This window comes from Variovorax sp. GW821-FHT10C12, from assembly GCF_059415405.1.
Map to the genome: position 1 here is coordinate 956,468 of NZ_JBWKNE010000001.1, position 14,408 is coordinate 970,875.

Below are 14,408 nucleotides of genomic sequence, written 5' to 3' on the forward strand. Positions count from 1 at the left end.
CGGGCCGTGGCTGGTTGACGATGGCCGCATTGTCCAACAGTCGCGCGCACCGGTCGGCCGGTCGACGTGTTTGACTTATATAAGTATAAACACGCATCTTGCATCGACTTATATTTGTATAAATTCACGTGCATGGCAGCCGTTGGTGCTGCCGAAGGTCGAGAGAGCCACAGATGCACGTGTTGGAAGTTCCCGTTTTGATCGTCGGTGCCGGGCCCGTCGGGCTCACGATGGCGGCCCTGCTGGCCGACCAGGGCATTGCGTCGCTGCTCGTCGAGCAGCGCGACGGTCTGCACCAGGCGCCGCAGGCGCATGTCATCAGCGCGAGGACGCGCGAAATCCTGGCCAGCCTGGGCATCGCCGACGAGGCGTTGGCGCGCGTGACCACGCCGCCGGCCGACGCGCGCTACGTCACGTGGCGGCGCAACCTCGCCGAGGAAGACATCGCACGCATCGAGATCGGCGGCGAGGCGCGCTTCGTGCAGCTCGATTCGGTGAGCGGCAAGCGCAGCGCGAACGTGCCGCAGCATCATCTCGAGCGCGTGCTGTTCGACGCGCTCGCCGGCCGCACCCACTGCGAGACGCGCTTCGGCCAGACCTGGCGGGCGGCGGAAGAAGAGGGTGATCGCGTCGTCTCGCGCATCGAGGACGCGGCGAGCGGCGAGGTCTATGCCGTGCGCAGCCAGTGGCTGCTGGCGGCCGACGGCGCGAGCAGCTCCGTGCGGCGGGGCGCGGGCATCGCGATGGCCGGCGACACGAACCTGGCCCACATGGTCACGGTCAACTTCGAGGCCGACCTGCGCCCGCTCGTGAAGGACAGCCCGTCGATCCTGTTCTGGACCCTGTCCGCGAAGGCGCCCGGCACCTTCATCGTGCACGACGCGGCGCGCTACGCGGTGTTCATGACGCCGTACTTCCCGCCGCACGAACAGCCCGCGGACTTTCCGGTCGCCCGCTGCGAACGCATGCTGCGCGCCGCGCTGGGCACGGCCGAGGTGCCGTTTCGCATCACCTCGCTCTCGCACTGGACCATGCAGGCGCACGTGGCCGACCGCTACCGCCAGGGGCGCACCTTGCTGATCGGCGACGCGGCGCACCGCTTTCCGCCCACGGGCGGGCTGGGGCTCAACACGGGCATCGCGGACGCGCACAACCTGGCGTGGAAGCTGGCGCTGGTCATGCAAGGCCGCGCGGACGAGGGCCTGATCGACACCTACGGCGCGGAGCGCCGCCCCGTCGCGGTGGCGAACTGCGAGGCCAGCGTGAAGAACTTCCACAAGATGCGCGAGGTCACCGCGGCCATGGGCATCGACGACCGCCGGCTGCCGCTGCTGGGGCGCGTGCGTTCGAGTGCGCCGGCGCGCGCGCTGCCGGGGGCGGTGCGCTCGGCGCTCGGTGGGCTGTTCGTGGCGCCGGTCGAGTGGCGCACGCGCCGCATCGCGAAGGCCGCGTCCGTGCGCTGCGCGGCCATCCGGCAGCGCGTGCAGCGCGCCGCCGAGGACCAGATGGCGCACTTCAGCACCGTCGGCCTCGACCTGGGCCATGCCTACGAGGGCGCGGCCGTGCGGGGCGACGGCACGACCGCGCCGGTTGCGCCAGACCCCGTGCGGGACGTGTGCCAGTCGCTCACGCCCGGCGCGCGCTGGCCGCACTTTCACCTCGCCCCCGATGCCGGCGTTGCGTACCGCACCAGCTCGCACGAGCTTCTGAGGCCCGGGCACTTTCTCTTGGTGGGCATGGGCCGCCACGGCGCGGCGTGCGAACGGCTGGCGGCCTCGCTGGGCATGGCCGTCGTGGGCGTGAACCTGGACCTCGCCGCCTCGCACAAGGCGCTCGCGCAGCTGATCGCCTGGAACGACGGCCGGGCCGACGCCACCCTCCTGGTGCGGCCCGACGGTCACATCGCCTGGCGCAGCACCGCGCCGCAACCGCCAAGCCAGGACGAGGTCTCGGCGGTGCTGTGCGCCATCTTGCAGATCACCCCCTCCCGCCTTCTCCAACCCCTCGACAACAAGGACATGCAATGACGAACCCCATGGACCGCTTTCCCCTTCCTTCGCCCGACCCGCAGGCGAGGTCGCCGCGCAAGCTCGCGCACGTCGTGCTGGCGACACGCCGCTTCGACGAATCGATCCGCTGGTGGAGCGTGGTGCTCGGCGCACGCACGATGTTCCGCAACGAGATGCTGTGCTTCCTGAGCTACGACGACGAGCACCACCGCGTGGCGCTCATCAACGCGCCCACGCACAGCGCCGGGCAGGCCCAGACCGCGGGCGTGGACCACGTCGCCTTCACCTACGGCACGCTCGACGACCTGCTGCACACCTACGCGCGGCTCAAGGGCCACGGCATGCAGCCGGTGTGGAGCATCAACCACGGGCCGACCACCTCGCTGTACTACCTCGACCCCGAGGGCGTGAAGGTCGAGCTGCAGGTCGACAACTTCGAGAGCGCGGCCGAGCTGGACGCGTGGTTTCGCGCCGGCGATTTCGCGACGAACCCCATCGGCGTGGAGTTCGATCCCGAGGTGCTGCTCGCACAGCATCGCGCGGCCTGACGCGCAAGGAGAACCACCCCATGCGCCTGTGCACTTTCTCGACCGATGCGTTCTCGCGGCACGTCGGCCTCGCCTTGCCGGACCAGCGGCTGCTCGATGTCAGCGCCGCGTTGCCCGGCGATCCGCGCTTTGCCACGTTGCTGGACGTGATCCAGCATGAAGACGACACGCTGCCGATGCTGCGCGCGCTGCTCGCGTCGACGCAGATGCCGCAAGGCTGCCTGCATGACCTGAAGGACGTGCGGATCGAGCTGCCTTACCAGCCGCCGCAGATCCGCTGCTTCAGCGTGTACGAGCAGCATCTGAAGAATGCCTTCCGGCAGGTCGCCGCGAACGTCTCGCCGGCGGCCGGTGCACCGGCGTGGGCGATGCAGATTCCGGCGGCCTTCTACGAGACACCCGTCTACTACAAGGGGGTGCGGCTCAACCTGTCCGGCCCGGGCGCCCCGGTGCGGCGGCCCGCGCCGGGCACGATGCTCGACTACGAGGCCGAGCTGGCCGTGGTGGTGGGGCGCGGCGGCAAGAACATCGCGGCGTCCACGGCCATGGCGCATGTCTTCGGCTACGTCGTCTTCAACGATTTCTCCGAGCGCGCGCAGCTCATGAAGGAACTGCGCAGCGGCGTGGGCACCGGGCCCGCGAAGGGCAAGGACTTCGATGGCAGCAACAGCCTGGGGCCCTGGATCGTCGCGGCCGACGAGATCCCCGATCCGCATGCGCTCGACGTGACGGTGCGCGTGAACGGGCAGCTGCGCGGGCAGGGCAGCACCTCGGGCATGACGCACCGCATCGATCGCATCCTGAGCTTCGCGTCGCAGAACGAGACGCTGCATGCGGGCGAGCTGCTGGCCACGGGCTGCGTGCCTGAGTGCGCGGGCGTCGAGCAATGGCGCTTCCTGGACGACGGCGACCGCGTGGCGGTCGAGATCGCGGGGCTCGGGGTGCTGGAGAACACCGTCATCGCCGCCTGATCGCCTGCACGCTCAAAGAAAACAACAACGGAGACAACGATGACAACGACATGGCGGACCCTGGTGTCTGCAGCTGCGCTGTGCCCGGCGCTTGCCGCGGCCGACAACGGCTATTTCCAGATCGGCTACGGCGCCGAGGCACGGGGCCTTGCCGGCGCCGCGGCCGCATCGACCCGCGATGCCTTCGGCGGCGCGAGCAACCCCGCCACCACGGTGTGGGTCGGCGACCGGATGGAAGGCAACTTCATCGCCACGCGCGGCGACACGCAGATGGTGCGCACGGCGAACATGCCACCGCCCACCACGGGCCTGCTCGACACGCGGACCGACAGCCTCGGCCGCTGGGAGCCGCTGGCCGAACTGGCGATCAGCCGCGTGATCGCGCCGGGGCTGTCGGCCGGCCTCGTGGCCTACAGCAACGGCGCTGGCACCTACTTTCCCGCCGACAGCACGCCGTGCCCGTCGCCCGGCGGCGCAGTGCAGCGGGCGAACGCGGCCTGCGGCACGGGGCGCAGCATCACGACGATCAAGCAGCTGACGGTGGCGCCCACGGTGTCGAAGCAGCTGGGCGAGCGCTGGTCGGTCGGCGCCTCGCTGCTGCTCACGGCGCAGCAGTTCAAAGCCGAGGGCGTGCAGCCGCTGGCGCCGCAGTCGGCGGCGCCGCTGCACCTGAGCAACCAGGGCGTGGCCTCGTCGTTCGGCGTGGGCTTTCGCGTCGGGGCGTACTGGCGCGCGAGCGACACGCTGAGCCTGGGGGCTGCGTGGTCGCCGCGCACGCGCATGGGCCGCATCAAGGCCTACGAGGGCTTGCTGGCAGACCATGGGCGGCTCGATGTGCCGATGAACCTGCTCGTCGGGCTGCAGTGGTCGCCGACCGAAGCGCTGTCGGTGCTGCTGGACTACCAGCGCATCGGCTACGCGGGCGTGTCCGGGTTGGGCAACCGGCCCTTCGATGGATCGGTGCCGCGCGGTGCGGCGGGTGGCCCGGGCAACGGCTGGAAGGACATGAACGTCGTCAAGCTCGGCGTGCGCTACCAGGCCACGCCGGCCTTGCGCCTGTCCGCGGGCGTGTCGGCGAACAGCGCCGCCTATGCGGACGCGGCCACCAGCGACAACCTCAATTCGCCGTCCACGTTCCGCCGGCACTTCACGCTGGGGCTGGGCTATGCGACGTCGGCGCGCACCGAGTGGTCGGTCTTCTATTCGCTTGCGCCGGCGCACCGCACGAGCGGACCTTCGGCGCTTGCCGCAGCGGTGGGCGCGCAGCTGAACGGTGTGTCGAACCCCTGGGGCCGGGAGAGCCTGGCCACGCGCCAGCAGAGCCTCGGCGTGCAGTACGCGGTGCGTTTCTAGTGCGTTGCCAGCGCTCAGGCGTCGTCGGCCGCCGTCTTCGCCTGCAACTGCTGCTGGCGTTCGGCGATGGCCATGTCGCGGGCCACGTCATGGCCGAGCGTGCGCACCGAGAACGACCGACTCACGCTGCCCTTGCCCGCCGTGTAGGTGATCGCCACCCAGTACCCGGGATGGCCCGCGCGCGGCGTCTTGAACTGCACGCCGCTGACGCCGCTCGTGTTGTTGCGTCGCACGATCTCCGACTTGGATCGCTTGGGCGGCAGCTCGGCTTCGTCGTCGGGCGGCGGGCGTTTGCGGATGGCTTCCTCGGCGGGATGGATTCGGGCAAGGCCGACCATGCGGCCGAGTTGGCGTTGCCGCTCGCCGATGGCGTGCGCGCGCGCCGCGGGGCCCCAGTCGGCCAGGTCGAACTCGGTGCGAAGGATTTCCTCGTGGCCGAGGTAGGTCTTGGCCAGCCAGGCCACGGGTTTGCCCTGCGCCGAAAGCCGGGGGAAGACGCCAGGCTCGCCCGTCCTGTTGTTGCTGCGCAGGGCCTGCGCGCGTTCCTTGCGCGCGACCGGCGGGTGCTCTTTCACGATGGTGTCGCGCCAGGCCTGCGCGCGCCGCAGCGCCTGTTGGGTGCCGCCGTAGCTGGCGTGGCCGAAGAGGCGCGCGTAGCGCACGCCGTCTCGCACGAGCGACACCTCGAAGCCCCAGGGACGGGGAGAAATGCCGTACATGTCGGTGGGGTTCGGAATACCTTTGGGCATCGTCAGTGCGTGGTCATGGCGTTTCGGGGCTGTCGCTGTCCCAGGCGCAGAGCTCGTCGGACAGCTCGTGGGCTTCCGGCAGCAGGCTGCCGAAATCGGTCGAGGCGAAGGTCGGCGCCACGTGCACGCCCTGGTCGTCGCGGCGCACCAGCCCGCGGCTTTCCATGTCGCGCATGGTCTTGTTGACGACCTCGCGCGAGAGCCCCGAGTACGACGCGATCACCGCCTGCGTGATGCGCTTGTCGTAGCCGCCGGTGGCCGCAGGCGCCAGCTGCGTCAGCTCGTGCAGCACGCGGCTCACCAGGCTTTCGGACGACAGCGACGAGATGCGGCGCAGTTGCCCGCGCACCATGGCGACGCGCTTCATCGCGATTTCCAGCAGGCCCATGGTCACCTCGGGGTACAGCGCGCACAGCCGGCGCACCGCGGCCACCGGCAGGTGGTAGACCGACGAGGGCAGGGCGGCCACCAGCGTCGAGGTGGCCTGGTAGCTGTTCTCGCCCAGCGAGGGGCCGAGGAAGAAATCGCCCCGGCGGATGAAGTCGGTCGTCACGTCCCGGTCGACCGCGCGCAGCAGGCCCGTGGCCACGCAGTAGATGCGGTCGGTGTGCGTGTCGGCCTGCAGCACGATCTCGTTGCGCCGGTAGGAGTGAAGCGCGCTGCTGCGAATCAAGGCGGCGCGCTCGTCGGGCGGCACGCTGGCGATCAGGGGATGGAGATACATGGCCATGGCGGTTGCGAGACCAGCGGCGGTTCATGCGCATGCGCGAATCCACGGGCGGCGGTCAAGGAACAGGACGGTGCGGCGCCCCCGGGGCGGCTCGCCATCGAGCGCCCCTTCGCCGGACCGGGCTGCGACGGGCTGATGAAGGCGACGAAGCCATCTCAGCCGGGCTGGAGCTGCGCGAACAGCGTGTCGATCCGGGCCCGTTCCTCGGCCCCTCGCAGACAGCGCTCGCGCAGCCACAGGGCATCTCCCTGCCGCGCGATGCGCAGGTCGTAGACGTGTTCGATGTCGTCGACCACGACGTCGCCCGCAGGCCGCGCCTTGGCCGTGGGCGCGGGATGCGGTTGTGCGGCCCACAGGGCCAGTTCGATCTCGGCCGGGCTCATCGGCCCGCTGTCGCGCAGCGCGATCCAGTCGGCATGCAGTTGTGGCTGGGCGGCGATGCCCTTCACGAGGATCGGCTCGCGCCCGAGCGCCGCGAGCAGGTCGTCCAGCCGTGCGTGGCGGGTTCGCAGCAGAAAGCAGTCGTCGCGCAGGCAGGTGAGGTCGGTGTCGGCCACCGGCGACGGCGGAAAGGCCGCGAAGAGCCGGCGCCGGACCTCGCGGCTCACGCCCGCCGCCACCTCGGGGCCGTCGGTCTCGGCGAGCTGCGCAAGGTTGGCAATGAAGACCAGCGCACACACCCGGTCCGGCGGCGGCAGGGGAGGCGAAGGCCGCACCGTTTCGGCATCGCGGCGCGGGCCCGGCAGGCAGGACGCCAGCGCCGCGCGCCATCGTGCGCCGAAAGGTTCGAGTTCCGTGAAATACAGAGCAGCCATTTCATCCCCAGTAGAGAGAGTTCCGGTTGACGTTCGGTCCGAAGGGATGCTACGAATCGCGCCCTTCTTTGGCATTCGCTTTCGCGGCGCGGATGTGTCGCGAGTCACATTCAGATGCAATTGCCCGCCGGGGGCCCGGCCCTGGGCGCCGCGGCGGCCAAACCGGCGGGCGTCGTGCAGCTTGCTTCGGTCCGCGCGCCGCTCCATCCCCCCGAACACCTGGGCTGTTATCTCTGTTATTGTTTGTAAAAATTATCCGAGGTCCGCACGGATCTGTCAGGAAGAATCGGGGAGTTCCCGCTTGTGATTCGTGGCCCTGGCGTTGCGCGGGCCGCCATGGAGGGAGGGCGTGCAGCATGTCCGAGCCAGAGACCGACGCGCGCATTCAGCGCTTTCACACCGGCATGGTGCCGCGCAAGGATGGGTTCGCCTTCTGGGCCGACGAGATCGGTCCTCATGTGGGGCGGCTGGACAGCCCTGAGCGCTCGCACTTCCAGCAGGAACTCACCATCGTCGACACGGCCGGGCTGGCGTTCATGCGCGTGCACGGCAGCGGCGCGAGCATCGAGCGCAAGGGCCCGAGCCAACTGATGGGGGCCGACGTCTACCCCTATCACCTGCTGATCAAGCTCGACGGCGGCCTGGCCATCAGCGAGCAGCGCGGGCGCGTCGAGCTCGGCGCCGGCGACATGGTGCTGATCGACTCCTGGCACCCGCTGCGCCTGCGCTCGACCGAAGTCACCAACTCATGGACGCTGGGTCTGTCGGAGGCCGTGGTGAACCGCTGGCTGCCCCATGCCGGCCAGTCCATCGACCTGCGGCTGGCCGGCGACAAGGGCTGGGCCGCGTTGCTGTCGGGCTATCTGCGCGCGCTGGATATCGGGCACCTGTGCGCCATCCACAGCCCCGCGCAGCGCCAGCTGCTGGGCGAGCACCTGATGTCGATGCTGTCGTTCACGCTGGAGCAGAACGGGCTGTCGGCGCAGCCGGGCGCGCTGGGCGAGCGGGTGTCGCCGCGCGACGGCGAACTGCACGCTCGCATGCGGGCCTGGATTCGCGAGCATCACGCCGACACCGAGATCGATGCGCAGAAGCTGGCCGCCAGCTTCAATGTGTCGGTGCGCTACGTGCACAAGGTGTTCGCCAAGGCCGGCCGCGGCATGACCTTCCTGGAAACCCTGCAGGGCGACCGGCTGGAGGCCGCGGCCCGGATGCTGCGCAGCCCCGAGGGCGCGCGCAAGTTCGTCGCCCAGGTCGCCTACGAGTGCGGATTTGCCGACCCGGCCTACTTCGGCCTCGTCTTTCGCAAGAAATACGGCTGCACGCCGCGCTCCTTTGCGCTGCAACAGCCAGGACACGCCGAGACAGACGGCGCACCCCTTCTTTCCTGATTCGGGCACCTGGCGCCGTGCCGCAGTTCACGGCCGGCCGGTGTTTTCGGGCATGGCCGCGCGACCGTGCCCGATTTTCATACTTCTGTTCCCTTCATTGATACCTGTGAATTTTCTTTGGGAATAAATTCTCTATTCGGCAATTCTGGTTGAATAAAAATGCATTCGTAAAAAAATGCATCTGCCTTCAACAATTTAGAGCAATTTATTGTCAGAGGTGTGAATGATGAGGGCCAATTTCCCGGTGAATGAGGCAAAAATAGAAGTTTGTAACGCCACGGTGTGCAAGGTAATTTTCAATGTTTGATCAAAAATCTCCGCACATTGCAGTGTTGGATTCTTCCCCCCGAACGCGATGGCACGCCAGTCGCGCCGTGAAGATGCTGGGCTATACGCCCATTGCATTTTCGAATATCGATGAATTGATTTCGCAGGTCGAGCCGGACGGCAAATTCGAGGCATTGCTGGTCGCAATTCCATCGGCACCCGACGATGTGCAAAAGCTGATCGGCCAGGTGCGTGAAACGCTGCGCTACAACACGCCGCTGGTCATGAGCGCGCGCAAGCGCCAGATCCGCGGGCTGTCGCTGCTGCACGCCGGTCCTGACGACGCCGTGCTGCCCGAGCCGTCGACCTTCGAAGAGATGTACTTCATGCTCGAATTCTTTCTGCGCCAGCGCAACCGGCCGGTGGTGCCGCGCAGCCTCGATTGGCAGGAATTCAGCCTGTTGTCGCCGTTCGACATGGTGGATGTGGCGGGCACGGAAATTCGCCTGACGCCCATCGAATTCGACCTGGCGGCTGAATTCTTCCGCCACATGAACCGGCCGCTGGGCCGCGAGCACTTGGAAATGATCGGTTGGCAAAGTGGTGTCGCCGCCGGCTCCCGCACGCTGGACGCCAACGTGTCGAAGCTGCGCCGAAAGCTCGGCCTGTATGTCGACCAGCCGCACGGCCTGTCGCTGCACGCGGTGTGGGGCATGGGCTACCAGCTCAGCCAGATGGGCAAGCGCGACGCGCCCGGCACCTGGACCTTCCCGACGGACTTCCGGGTGGAGGCGGCGTCACAACCGCGGCTGGCGTCCTGAACGACGCTGCGATTCAGCGGCCCGGCGGTTGTGCCAGCACCCAGCGCGCGAGCACCTGCGCGTCGGCCTCCGAGACCAGCGACTGGCGCGGCATGATCACGCGGCCCCAGGTGCCCACGCTGCCGTTGCGGATCTTGTCGGCCAGGCGCGCGGGCGCGGTGGCGTCGTTCCGGTAGCGATCGGCAATCTGCGCGAAACCCGGCCCCACCTGTTTGTGCACCAGCCCATGGCAGGCCATGCAGGCGTTCTTGCGGGCCAGGTCGACGGCAGAGGGCTGCGGCTGCTGGGCTGCGGCGCCGACGGACGCGGCGGCGAGTGCGATCGCGAGAAAGTGGGGAGCGGGAAGCCGGGGAATGCAGGGCATGGAGGGGAAACCGGGGAGGGGCGAAAACTGTACCGCGCCCCTTCGCACACCTGCGTTTACAGCCCGAATGCCCTTGCCGGCGCTCGTCGCTCATTCGCGACAAGTCGATTCAAGAGTAACTAGTTGTATGGTTAAATCCCTCGCAACTACCGCGAAGAGGACGAGGGATTCCCATGAAGCTGCCGCTCTGCATTGCATTGGCCACCGTGGTCCTGGCCGGATGCGCCAGCGCACCGCCGACCGGTCCCGGCCAGGGCACCGGCATGTCGTACATGCCGATGGTCGCCATGGAAGGCGTGGACAAGGCGCGCTACGACAGCGACGTGGCGGACTGCCGCACGGCGGCCACCCGCATCACCGCGCGCAGCGAATCGGACGACGCCATGTGGGCCGCGCTGGGCCTGGGCCTGATCACGGTGCACGGCCAGGGCATCGTCGCCGCGGCCTCGTACACCGGCATCACCGCCGCCGTCATCGACTGGAACACCCGCCCCAGCGGCGCGCTGATCGCCGAGCACCAGCAGATCGCCATCGTCCATTGCATGGCCAAGCGCGGCTACCGCAACCTCGACCCGAACGTGCAGGACACGTTCTACGGCAACACCTACAACCCCGTGCTCGCGCTCAAGCCGCGCCGCACGAGCATCGACACCTACAACGTCGAGCGCCTGGCCAAGGCCGGTCGCTGCAACGTGCAGCCGCGCGCCGAGATGACGGCCAAGGGGCCGGGCTACGAGACCTACAGCGTGCCGTGCGCGAGCGGCATGGCCTGGGCCGTGCGCTGCGAATTCGGCAACTGCCGCGTGCTGGCGCAGACGCCGGTTCGCCCGACGGCGCCCGTGCGCCGCTCCTGAGCCCGTACCGCCCACCGGGCGGATCGGCTCACTTCACGACCATGCCCTTGAGCGCCGGGTCGGGCGGCGGGGGCTTCAGCTTCATGTCGCGCAGCGTCTTCACGAGCAGCTGCGCAATCATCATGTTGCGGTGCCGCTTGCTGTTGGCGGGAATCACGTGCCACGGCGCGTGGTCGCTCGAGGTGGCGACCAGCGCGTTCTGATACGCCTTCTGGTAGTCGGCCCACTTGGTGCGCACCTCGAGGTCGCCCATGCTGAACTTCCATTGCTTGCCGGGCGTGTCGATGCGGGCCTGCAGGCGCTCGCGTTGCTCGTCCTTGTCGATGTGCAGCATGCACTTGACGACGACCGTGCCGGTCTCGGTGAGCAGCCGCTCGAAATCGTTGATCTGCGCGTAGCGGCGGCGGGCTTCGTCGCCGTCGATCCAGCCCTCGACCACGGGCACCAGCACGTCTTCGTAGTGGCTGCGGTTCCAGACCATGATCTCGCCGGTGCGCGGCACGGCGGCGTGGCAGCGCCAGAGGTAGTCGTGCGCGCGTTCTTCCTCGCTCGGCGCCTTGAAGGCCGTCACGCGCACGCCCAGCGGCGAGGTGCGCGAGAACACCCAGCGCACCGTGCCGTCCTTGCCGCTGGTGTCCATGCCCTGCAGCACCAGCAGCACCTTGCGCCGGCCTTCGGCGTGCAGCACGTCCTGCAGTTCGTCGAGCTCGACGGCCAGGGTGTCGACCTCGGCGCGCTGGCCTGACTCGTCGCCCGTGAGGAAGGGCGTGTCGTCCGGGTCGATGCGCGAGAGCTTGAACTTGCTGCCGACGCGGTACTTCTTGAATTTGGACATCTGCGGGCGCTCCGTCAAAAAAGAAACGAAGCCCGCAGGGTACGCGAATCAGCGCTGCGGGCGGCCACGCGGCGGCGGGTGGTCGTCGTCGCCGTTGCTTTCGTCGATCGATGCGCTCCAGCGGTTGTCCCACTCCGCCTGGTGGCGCACGCCGTCGATCTCGCGCCGGTCGCGCTTGGTCGGTCGGCCCTGTTCGATGGCCAGGGCCGGCTCGCTGCCCATGCGGCGCTGCTCGCGGAAGGCGGCCTGCGCCGCCAGGCTCTCGGGCGTTTCCTCGTAGAGCTGCTGGGCCACGGGCGCCGGACCGCGCTGGCCGCTGAGGCCGCGCACGGTCACGGTCCGCGTGAGCGGGCCCAGGCGCATCGCGACCGTGTCGCCGGCCTTGACCTCGCGCGAGGCCTTGGCCACGTCGCCGTTCACCTGGATGCGGTTCTTGCCGATTTCGTCCGCGGCCAGCGAACGGGTCTTGAAGAAGCGGGCGGCCCAGAGCCACTTGTCGATGCGCAGACGGTCCATGAAGGTCGGAAATGAAAGGTCAGCCATTGTGGCGCGACAGCGGCAGCCGCACCACGGCGTCGAGCCCGGTCACGTAGGCGCTGCCGCCGGCGCCGAGCACGGTGCGGTTGTCCAGGCTGATGCGCCCGCCCAGCGCCAACACGATCTCGCGGCAGATCGCCAGGCCCAGGCCCGAGCCGCTGGAGGTGTTGCCTGCCGAGAACGGCGCGAACAGGCGCTGGCGCAGCTCGGTCGAAATGCCCGGGCCGTCGTCGCGCACGGTGAGCACGGCCTCGTCGCCCTCGGCGTGCACGCGCACCGAGAGCGGGGCGCCCACGGGGCTGTGCTTGATGGCGTTGTGCAGCAGGTTGCGCGTGAGCTCCTGCAGCATCCACTGGTGCGCGCGCACCGTCACCGCGTCGTCGGCGGCCAGCTCGAAGTCGAGCGCCTTGTCGGCCACCAGCGGCGACAGGTCGAGCGCGATGTGGCGCACCACGTCGCCCAGGTCGAGCAGCGCCGATTCGGGTTGCTGGCGCAGTTGCTCCACTTTCGCCAGCGACAGCATCTGGTTGGCCAGCGTGGTGGCGCGCTCGACGGTCTGGCTGATCTCGACCAGCGCCTGCTCGGGCGCCACGTCGCCGCGGCGCGCCGACTGCACCTGTGCCTTGAGCACCGCCAGCGGCGTGCGCAGCTGATGGGCGCTGTCGCGCACGAAGCGCTTCTGGTGGTCGAGCAGCCGCTGCAGCCGCCCCATGACCTCGGTGGTGGCGTCGATGAGCGGGCGCAGCTCGGCCGGCGCACCGGGCGCGTCGATGGGCGACAGGTCGTCTTCCGGGCGCCGCTCGATGGCTTCGCCGAGCTCACGCACCGGCCGCGTGGCGCGCTGCACCACGACCACGGTGACGAGCGCGATCACGCCCATCAGCAGCAGCTGGCGCCAGAGCATGTCGAGCAGCAGCTTGCGCACCAGCGTCTCGCGCAGCTCCAATGTTTCGGCGACCTGCACCACGGCCATGCCGCGACCGCGCGCGCTGGCCACGGGCTGCAGCAGCACGGCGACGCGCACCGGCTGGCCGCGAAACTCGGCGTCGTAGAAGTCGACCAGCGCCGCATACGCCCCGCGATCGGGAATGCGCCCGCGCCAGAACGGCAGCTCGGCAAAGCCCGAGACCATCTCGCCGTCGAGCGCCGACACGCGGTAGAACAGGCGGCTGCGGTTGTCGGCCTCGAAGGCCTCGAGCGCGGAGTAGGGCACGATCGCGCGCAGCCGCGCCATGTCGTCATAGCCTTCCACGTCGAGCTGTTCGCCGATGGTCTTGGCCGAGGCCAGCAGCGTGCGGTCGTAGGCGGTGGTGGCGGCTGCCAGGCTCTGGCGGTACAGGCTCACGCTGTTGATCACGACGAACACCGCCACCGGCACCAGGATGCCGAGCAGCAGCCGTGCGCGCAGGGACGACATCATCTGCCGCATGCCTGCGGTCAACTCTCGGCCCGCAGCAGGTAGCCCAGGCCGCGCATCGTCATCAGCACCGTGCCCGTGCCCACCAGCTTCTTGCGCAGGCGGTACACGACCACCTCGATGGCTTCGTACTGCACGTCGGCCTCGCCCGGGAACACCAGCTCGAACAGGCGCTCCTTGGTGACGGCGTGGCCGGGCTTCATCATCAGCGCCTTGAGCAGTGCCAGTTCGCGCGGTGTGACCTCGAGCAGCTCGGCGCGGTGGTAGATGGCGCCGTTGTCGGGCTCGAAGCGCAGGCCGCCGACCTCCATCGGATTCATCGCAGCCGCCTCGGGCCCGGCGCTCTGGCTGCGCCGGCGCAGTGCGCGGATGCGCGCCTCGAGTTCGTCCAGGTCGAAGGGCTTGGGCAGGTAGTCGTCCGCGCCGGCGTTCAGGCCCATGATGCGGTCGCCCACCGTGCCGCGCGCGGTGAGCAGCAGCACCGGCGTGCGCAGGCCCTCGGCGCGCGCCTGGGCCAGCACCTGCAGGCCGTCGACGTTGGGCAGGCTCAGGTCGAGCGCGACCACGTCGGGCTCGATGGCGCGCCATTGCGCCAGCGCTTGTGCGCCGTCGCCGCAGATGCGCACGTCGATGTGCCGGCGCCCGAGCGTGCGCTGCAGGGTGAGTTGCATCGAGGGGTCGTCTTCGACGAGCAGCAGCTTCATACGGGGCGCGGGATCGGGAGGGATCGGAGGGGGAGCTTCTTCG

General features: G+C 69.1%; 15 protein-coding genes. 7 read left to right on the forward strand and 8 right to left on the reverse strand.

What is annotated here, in order from left to right:
• Positions 1–182 precede the first annotated feature (182 nt).
• The 4 genes from AC07OH_RS04600 to AC07OH_RS04615 are packed head-to-tail and all read left to right on the forward strand — an operon-like array spanning position 183 to position 4,881.
• Complete coding sequence (locus AC07OH_RS04600; RefSeq protein WP_495299770.1) at positions 183–2,027, forward strand: FAD-dependent monooxygenase; 1,845 nt, start codon at positions 183–185, stop codon at positions 2,025–2,027.
• Positions 2,024–2,557, forward strand: a complete 534-nt coding sequence (locus AC07OH_RS04605; RefSeq protein WP_495299771.1) for a VOC family protein — start codon at positions 2,024–2,026, stop codon at positions 2,555–2,557. Before AC07OH_RS04600 ends, AC07OH_RS04605 begins: the two co-directional genes overlap by 4 nt.
• Before the next feature lie 20 nt (positions 2,558–2,577).
• A complete protein-coding gene (locus AC07OH_RS04610) occupies positions 2,578–3,528 on the forward strand; it encodes a fumarylacetoacetate hydrolase family protein (RefSeq protein ID WP_495299772.1) in 951 nt (316 codons plus the stop codon).
• 39 nt (positions 3,529–3,567) lie between these two features.
• Entirely contained in the window at positions 3,568–4,881 is a 1,314-nt protein-coding gene (locus tag AC07OH_RS04615; RefSeq protein ID WP_495299773.1) for an OmpP1/FadL family transporter, read from the forward strand.
• A 14-nt stretch (positions 4,882–4,895) separates the two neighbouring features.
• Here AC07OH_RS04615 and AC07OH_RS04620 read toward each other — a convergent pair whose 3' ends face one another.
• The 3 genes from AC07OH_RS04620 to AC07OH_RS04630 form a co-directional block, all read right to left on the reverse strand.
• Positions 4,896–5,630, reverse strand: coding sequence for an AP2 domain-containing protein (locus tag AC07OH_RS04620; RefSeq protein ID WP_495299774.1), 735 nt, complete (start codon positions 5,628–5,630; stop codon positions 4,896–4,898).
• A gap of 13 nt (positions 5,631–5,643) precedes the next feature.
• Positions 5,644–6,354: a Crp/Fnr family transcriptional regulator gene (locus tag AC07OH_RS04625; RefSeq protein ID WP_495299775.1), complete on the reverse strand. Its 711-nt coding sequence runs from the start codon at positions 6,352–6,354 to the stop codon at positions 5,644–5,646.
• 161 nt (positions 6,355–6,515) lie between these two features.
• Entirely contained in the window at positions 6,516–7,175 is a 660-nt protein-coding gene (locus AC07OH_RS04630) for a hypothetical protein (RefSeq protein WP_489057004.1), read from the reverse strand.
• 356 nt (positions 7,176–7,531) lie between these two features.
• Here AC07OH_RS04630 and AC07OH_RS04635 point away from each other — a divergent pair, with 356 nt between their 5' ends.
• A complete protein-coding gene (locus AC07OH_RS04635) occupies positions 7,532–8,566 on the forward strand; it encodes an AraC family transcriptional regulator (RefSeq protein WP_495299776.1) in 1,035 nt (344 codons plus the stop codon).
• A 380-nt stretch (positions 8,567–8,946) separates the two neighbouring features.
• Positions 8,947–9,654 carry a winged helix-turn-helix transcriptional regulator gene (locus tag AC07OH_RS04640; protein ID WP_495300956.1) on the forward strand — a complete coding sequence of 236 codons (708 nt, stop codon included), beginning with the start codon at positions 8,947–8,949 and terminating at the stop codon, positions 9,652–9,654.
• 13 nt (positions 9,655–9,667) lie between these two features.
• On the opposite strand, the gene AC07OH_RS04645 is transcribed toward AC07OH_RS04640, so the two are convergent.
• Complete coding sequence (locus AC07OH_RS04645; protein ID WP_495299777.1) at positions 9,668–10,018, reverse strand: c-type cytochrome; 351 nt, start codon at positions 10,016–10,018, stop codon at positions 9,668–9,670.
• Positions 10,019–10,191: 173 nt separating this feature from the next.
• Here AC07OH_RS04645 and AC07OH_RS04650 point away from each other — a divergent pair, with 173 nt between their 5' ends.
• Positions 10,192–10,872, forward strand: a complete 681-nt coding sequence (locus tag AC07OH_RS04650) for a hypothetical protein (RefSeq protein ID WP_495299778.1) — start codon at positions 10,192–10,194, stop codon at positions 10,870–10,872.
• A gap of 28 nt (positions 10,873–10,900) precedes the next feature.
• Here the strand turns inward: AC07OH_RS04650 and AC07OH_RS04655 are convergent, their stop codons facing one another.
• Genes AC07OH_RS04655 through AC07OH_RS04670 form a run of 4 tightly spaced genes read right to left on the reverse strand, consistent with a single transcriptional unit; the run spans position 10,901 to position 14,365 of the window.
• Complete coding sequence (locus AC07OH_RS04655) at positions 10,901–11,707, reverse strand: PPK2 family polyphosphate kinase (protein ID WP_495299779.1); 807 nt, start codon at positions 11,705–11,707, stop codon at positions 10,901–10,903.
• Between the two features lie 48 nt (positions 11,708–11,755).
• On the reverse strand, positions 11,756–12,223 hold the full coding sequence (locus AC07OH_RS04660) for an RNA-binding S4 domain-containing protein (protein WP_447748714.1): 468 nt from the start codon (positions 12,221–12,223) through the stop codon (positions 11,756–11,758).
• A 19-nt stretch (positions 12,224–12,242) separates the two neighbouring features.
• Complete coding sequence (locus tag AC07OH_RS04665; protein ID WP_495299780.1) at positions 12,243–13,664, reverse strand: sensor histidine kinase; 1,422 nt, start codon at positions 13,662–13,664, stop codon at positions 12,243–12,245.
• Between the two features lie 17 nt (positions 13,665–13,681).
• A complete protein-coding gene (locus AC07OH_RS04670; protein ID WP_099796689.1) occupies positions 13,682–14,365 on the reverse strand; it encodes a response regulator transcription factor in 684 nt (227 codons plus the stop codon).
• Between the last annotated feature and the right edge of the window lie 43 nt (positions 14,366–14,408).

Excerpts from the sequence above, each read along its gene's own strand:
- AC07OH_RS04605 (WP_495299771.1), top strand. The coding sequence starts at position 2,024 with ATGACGAACCCCATGGACCGCTTTCCCCTTCCTTCGCCCGACCCGCAG.
- AC07OH_RS04610 (WP_495299772.1), top strand. The coding sequence starts at position 2,578 with ATGCGCCTGTGCACTTTCTCGACCGATGCGTTCTCGCGGCACGTCGGC.
- AC07OH_RS04615 (WP_495299773.1), top strand. The coding sequence starts at position 3,568 with ATGACAACGACATGGCGGACCCTGGTGTCTGCAGCTGCGCTGTGCCCG.
- AC07OH_RS04620 (WP_495299774.1), bottom strand. The coding sequence starts at position 5,630 with ATGCCCAAAGGTATTCCGAACCCCACCGACATGTACGGCATTTCTCCC.
- AC07OH_RS04625 (WP_495299775.1), bottom strand. The coding sequence starts at position 6,354 with ATGTATCTCCATCCCCTGATCGCCAGCGTGCCGCCCGACGAGCGCGCC.
- AC07OH_RS04630 (WP_489057004.1), bottom strand. The coding sequence starts at position 7,175 with ATGGCTGCTCTGTATTTCACGGAACTCGAACCTTTCGGCGCACGATGG.
- AC07OH_RS04635 (WP_495299776.1), top strand. The coding sequence starts at position 7,532 with ATGTCCGAGCCAGAGACCGACGCGCGCATTCAGCGCTTTCACACCGGC.
- AC07OH_RS04640 (WP_495300956.1), top strand. The coding sequence starts at position 8,947 with ATGCTGGGCTATACGCCCATTGCATTTTCGAATATCGATGAATTGATT.
- AC07OH_RS04645 (WP_495299777.1), bottom strand. The coding sequence starts at position 10,018 with ATGCCCTGCATTCCCCGGCTTCCCGCTCCCCACTTTCTCGCGATCGCA.
- AC07OH_RS04650 (WP_495299778.1), top strand. The coding sequence starts at position 10,192 with ATGAAGCTGCCGCTCTGCATTGCATTGGCCACCGTGGTCCTGGCCGGA.
- AC07OH_RS04655 (WP_495299779.1), bottom strand. The coding sequence starts at position 11,707 with ATGTCCAAATTCAAGAAGTACCGCGTCGGCAGCAAGTTCAAGCTCTCG.
- AC07OH_RS04660 (WP_447748714.1), bottom strand. The coding sequence starts at position 12,223 with ATGGACCGTCTGCGCATCGACAAGTGGCTCTGGGCCGCCCGCTTCTTC.
- AC07OH_RS04665 (WP_495299780.1), bottom strand. The coding sequence starts at position 13,664 with ATGATGTCGTCCCTGCGCGCACGGCTGCTGCTCGGCATCCTGGTGCCG.
- AC07OH_RS04670 (WP_099796689.1), bottom strand. The coding sequence starts at position 14,365 with ATGAAGCTGCTGCTCGTCGAAGACGACCCCTCGATGCAACTCACCCTG.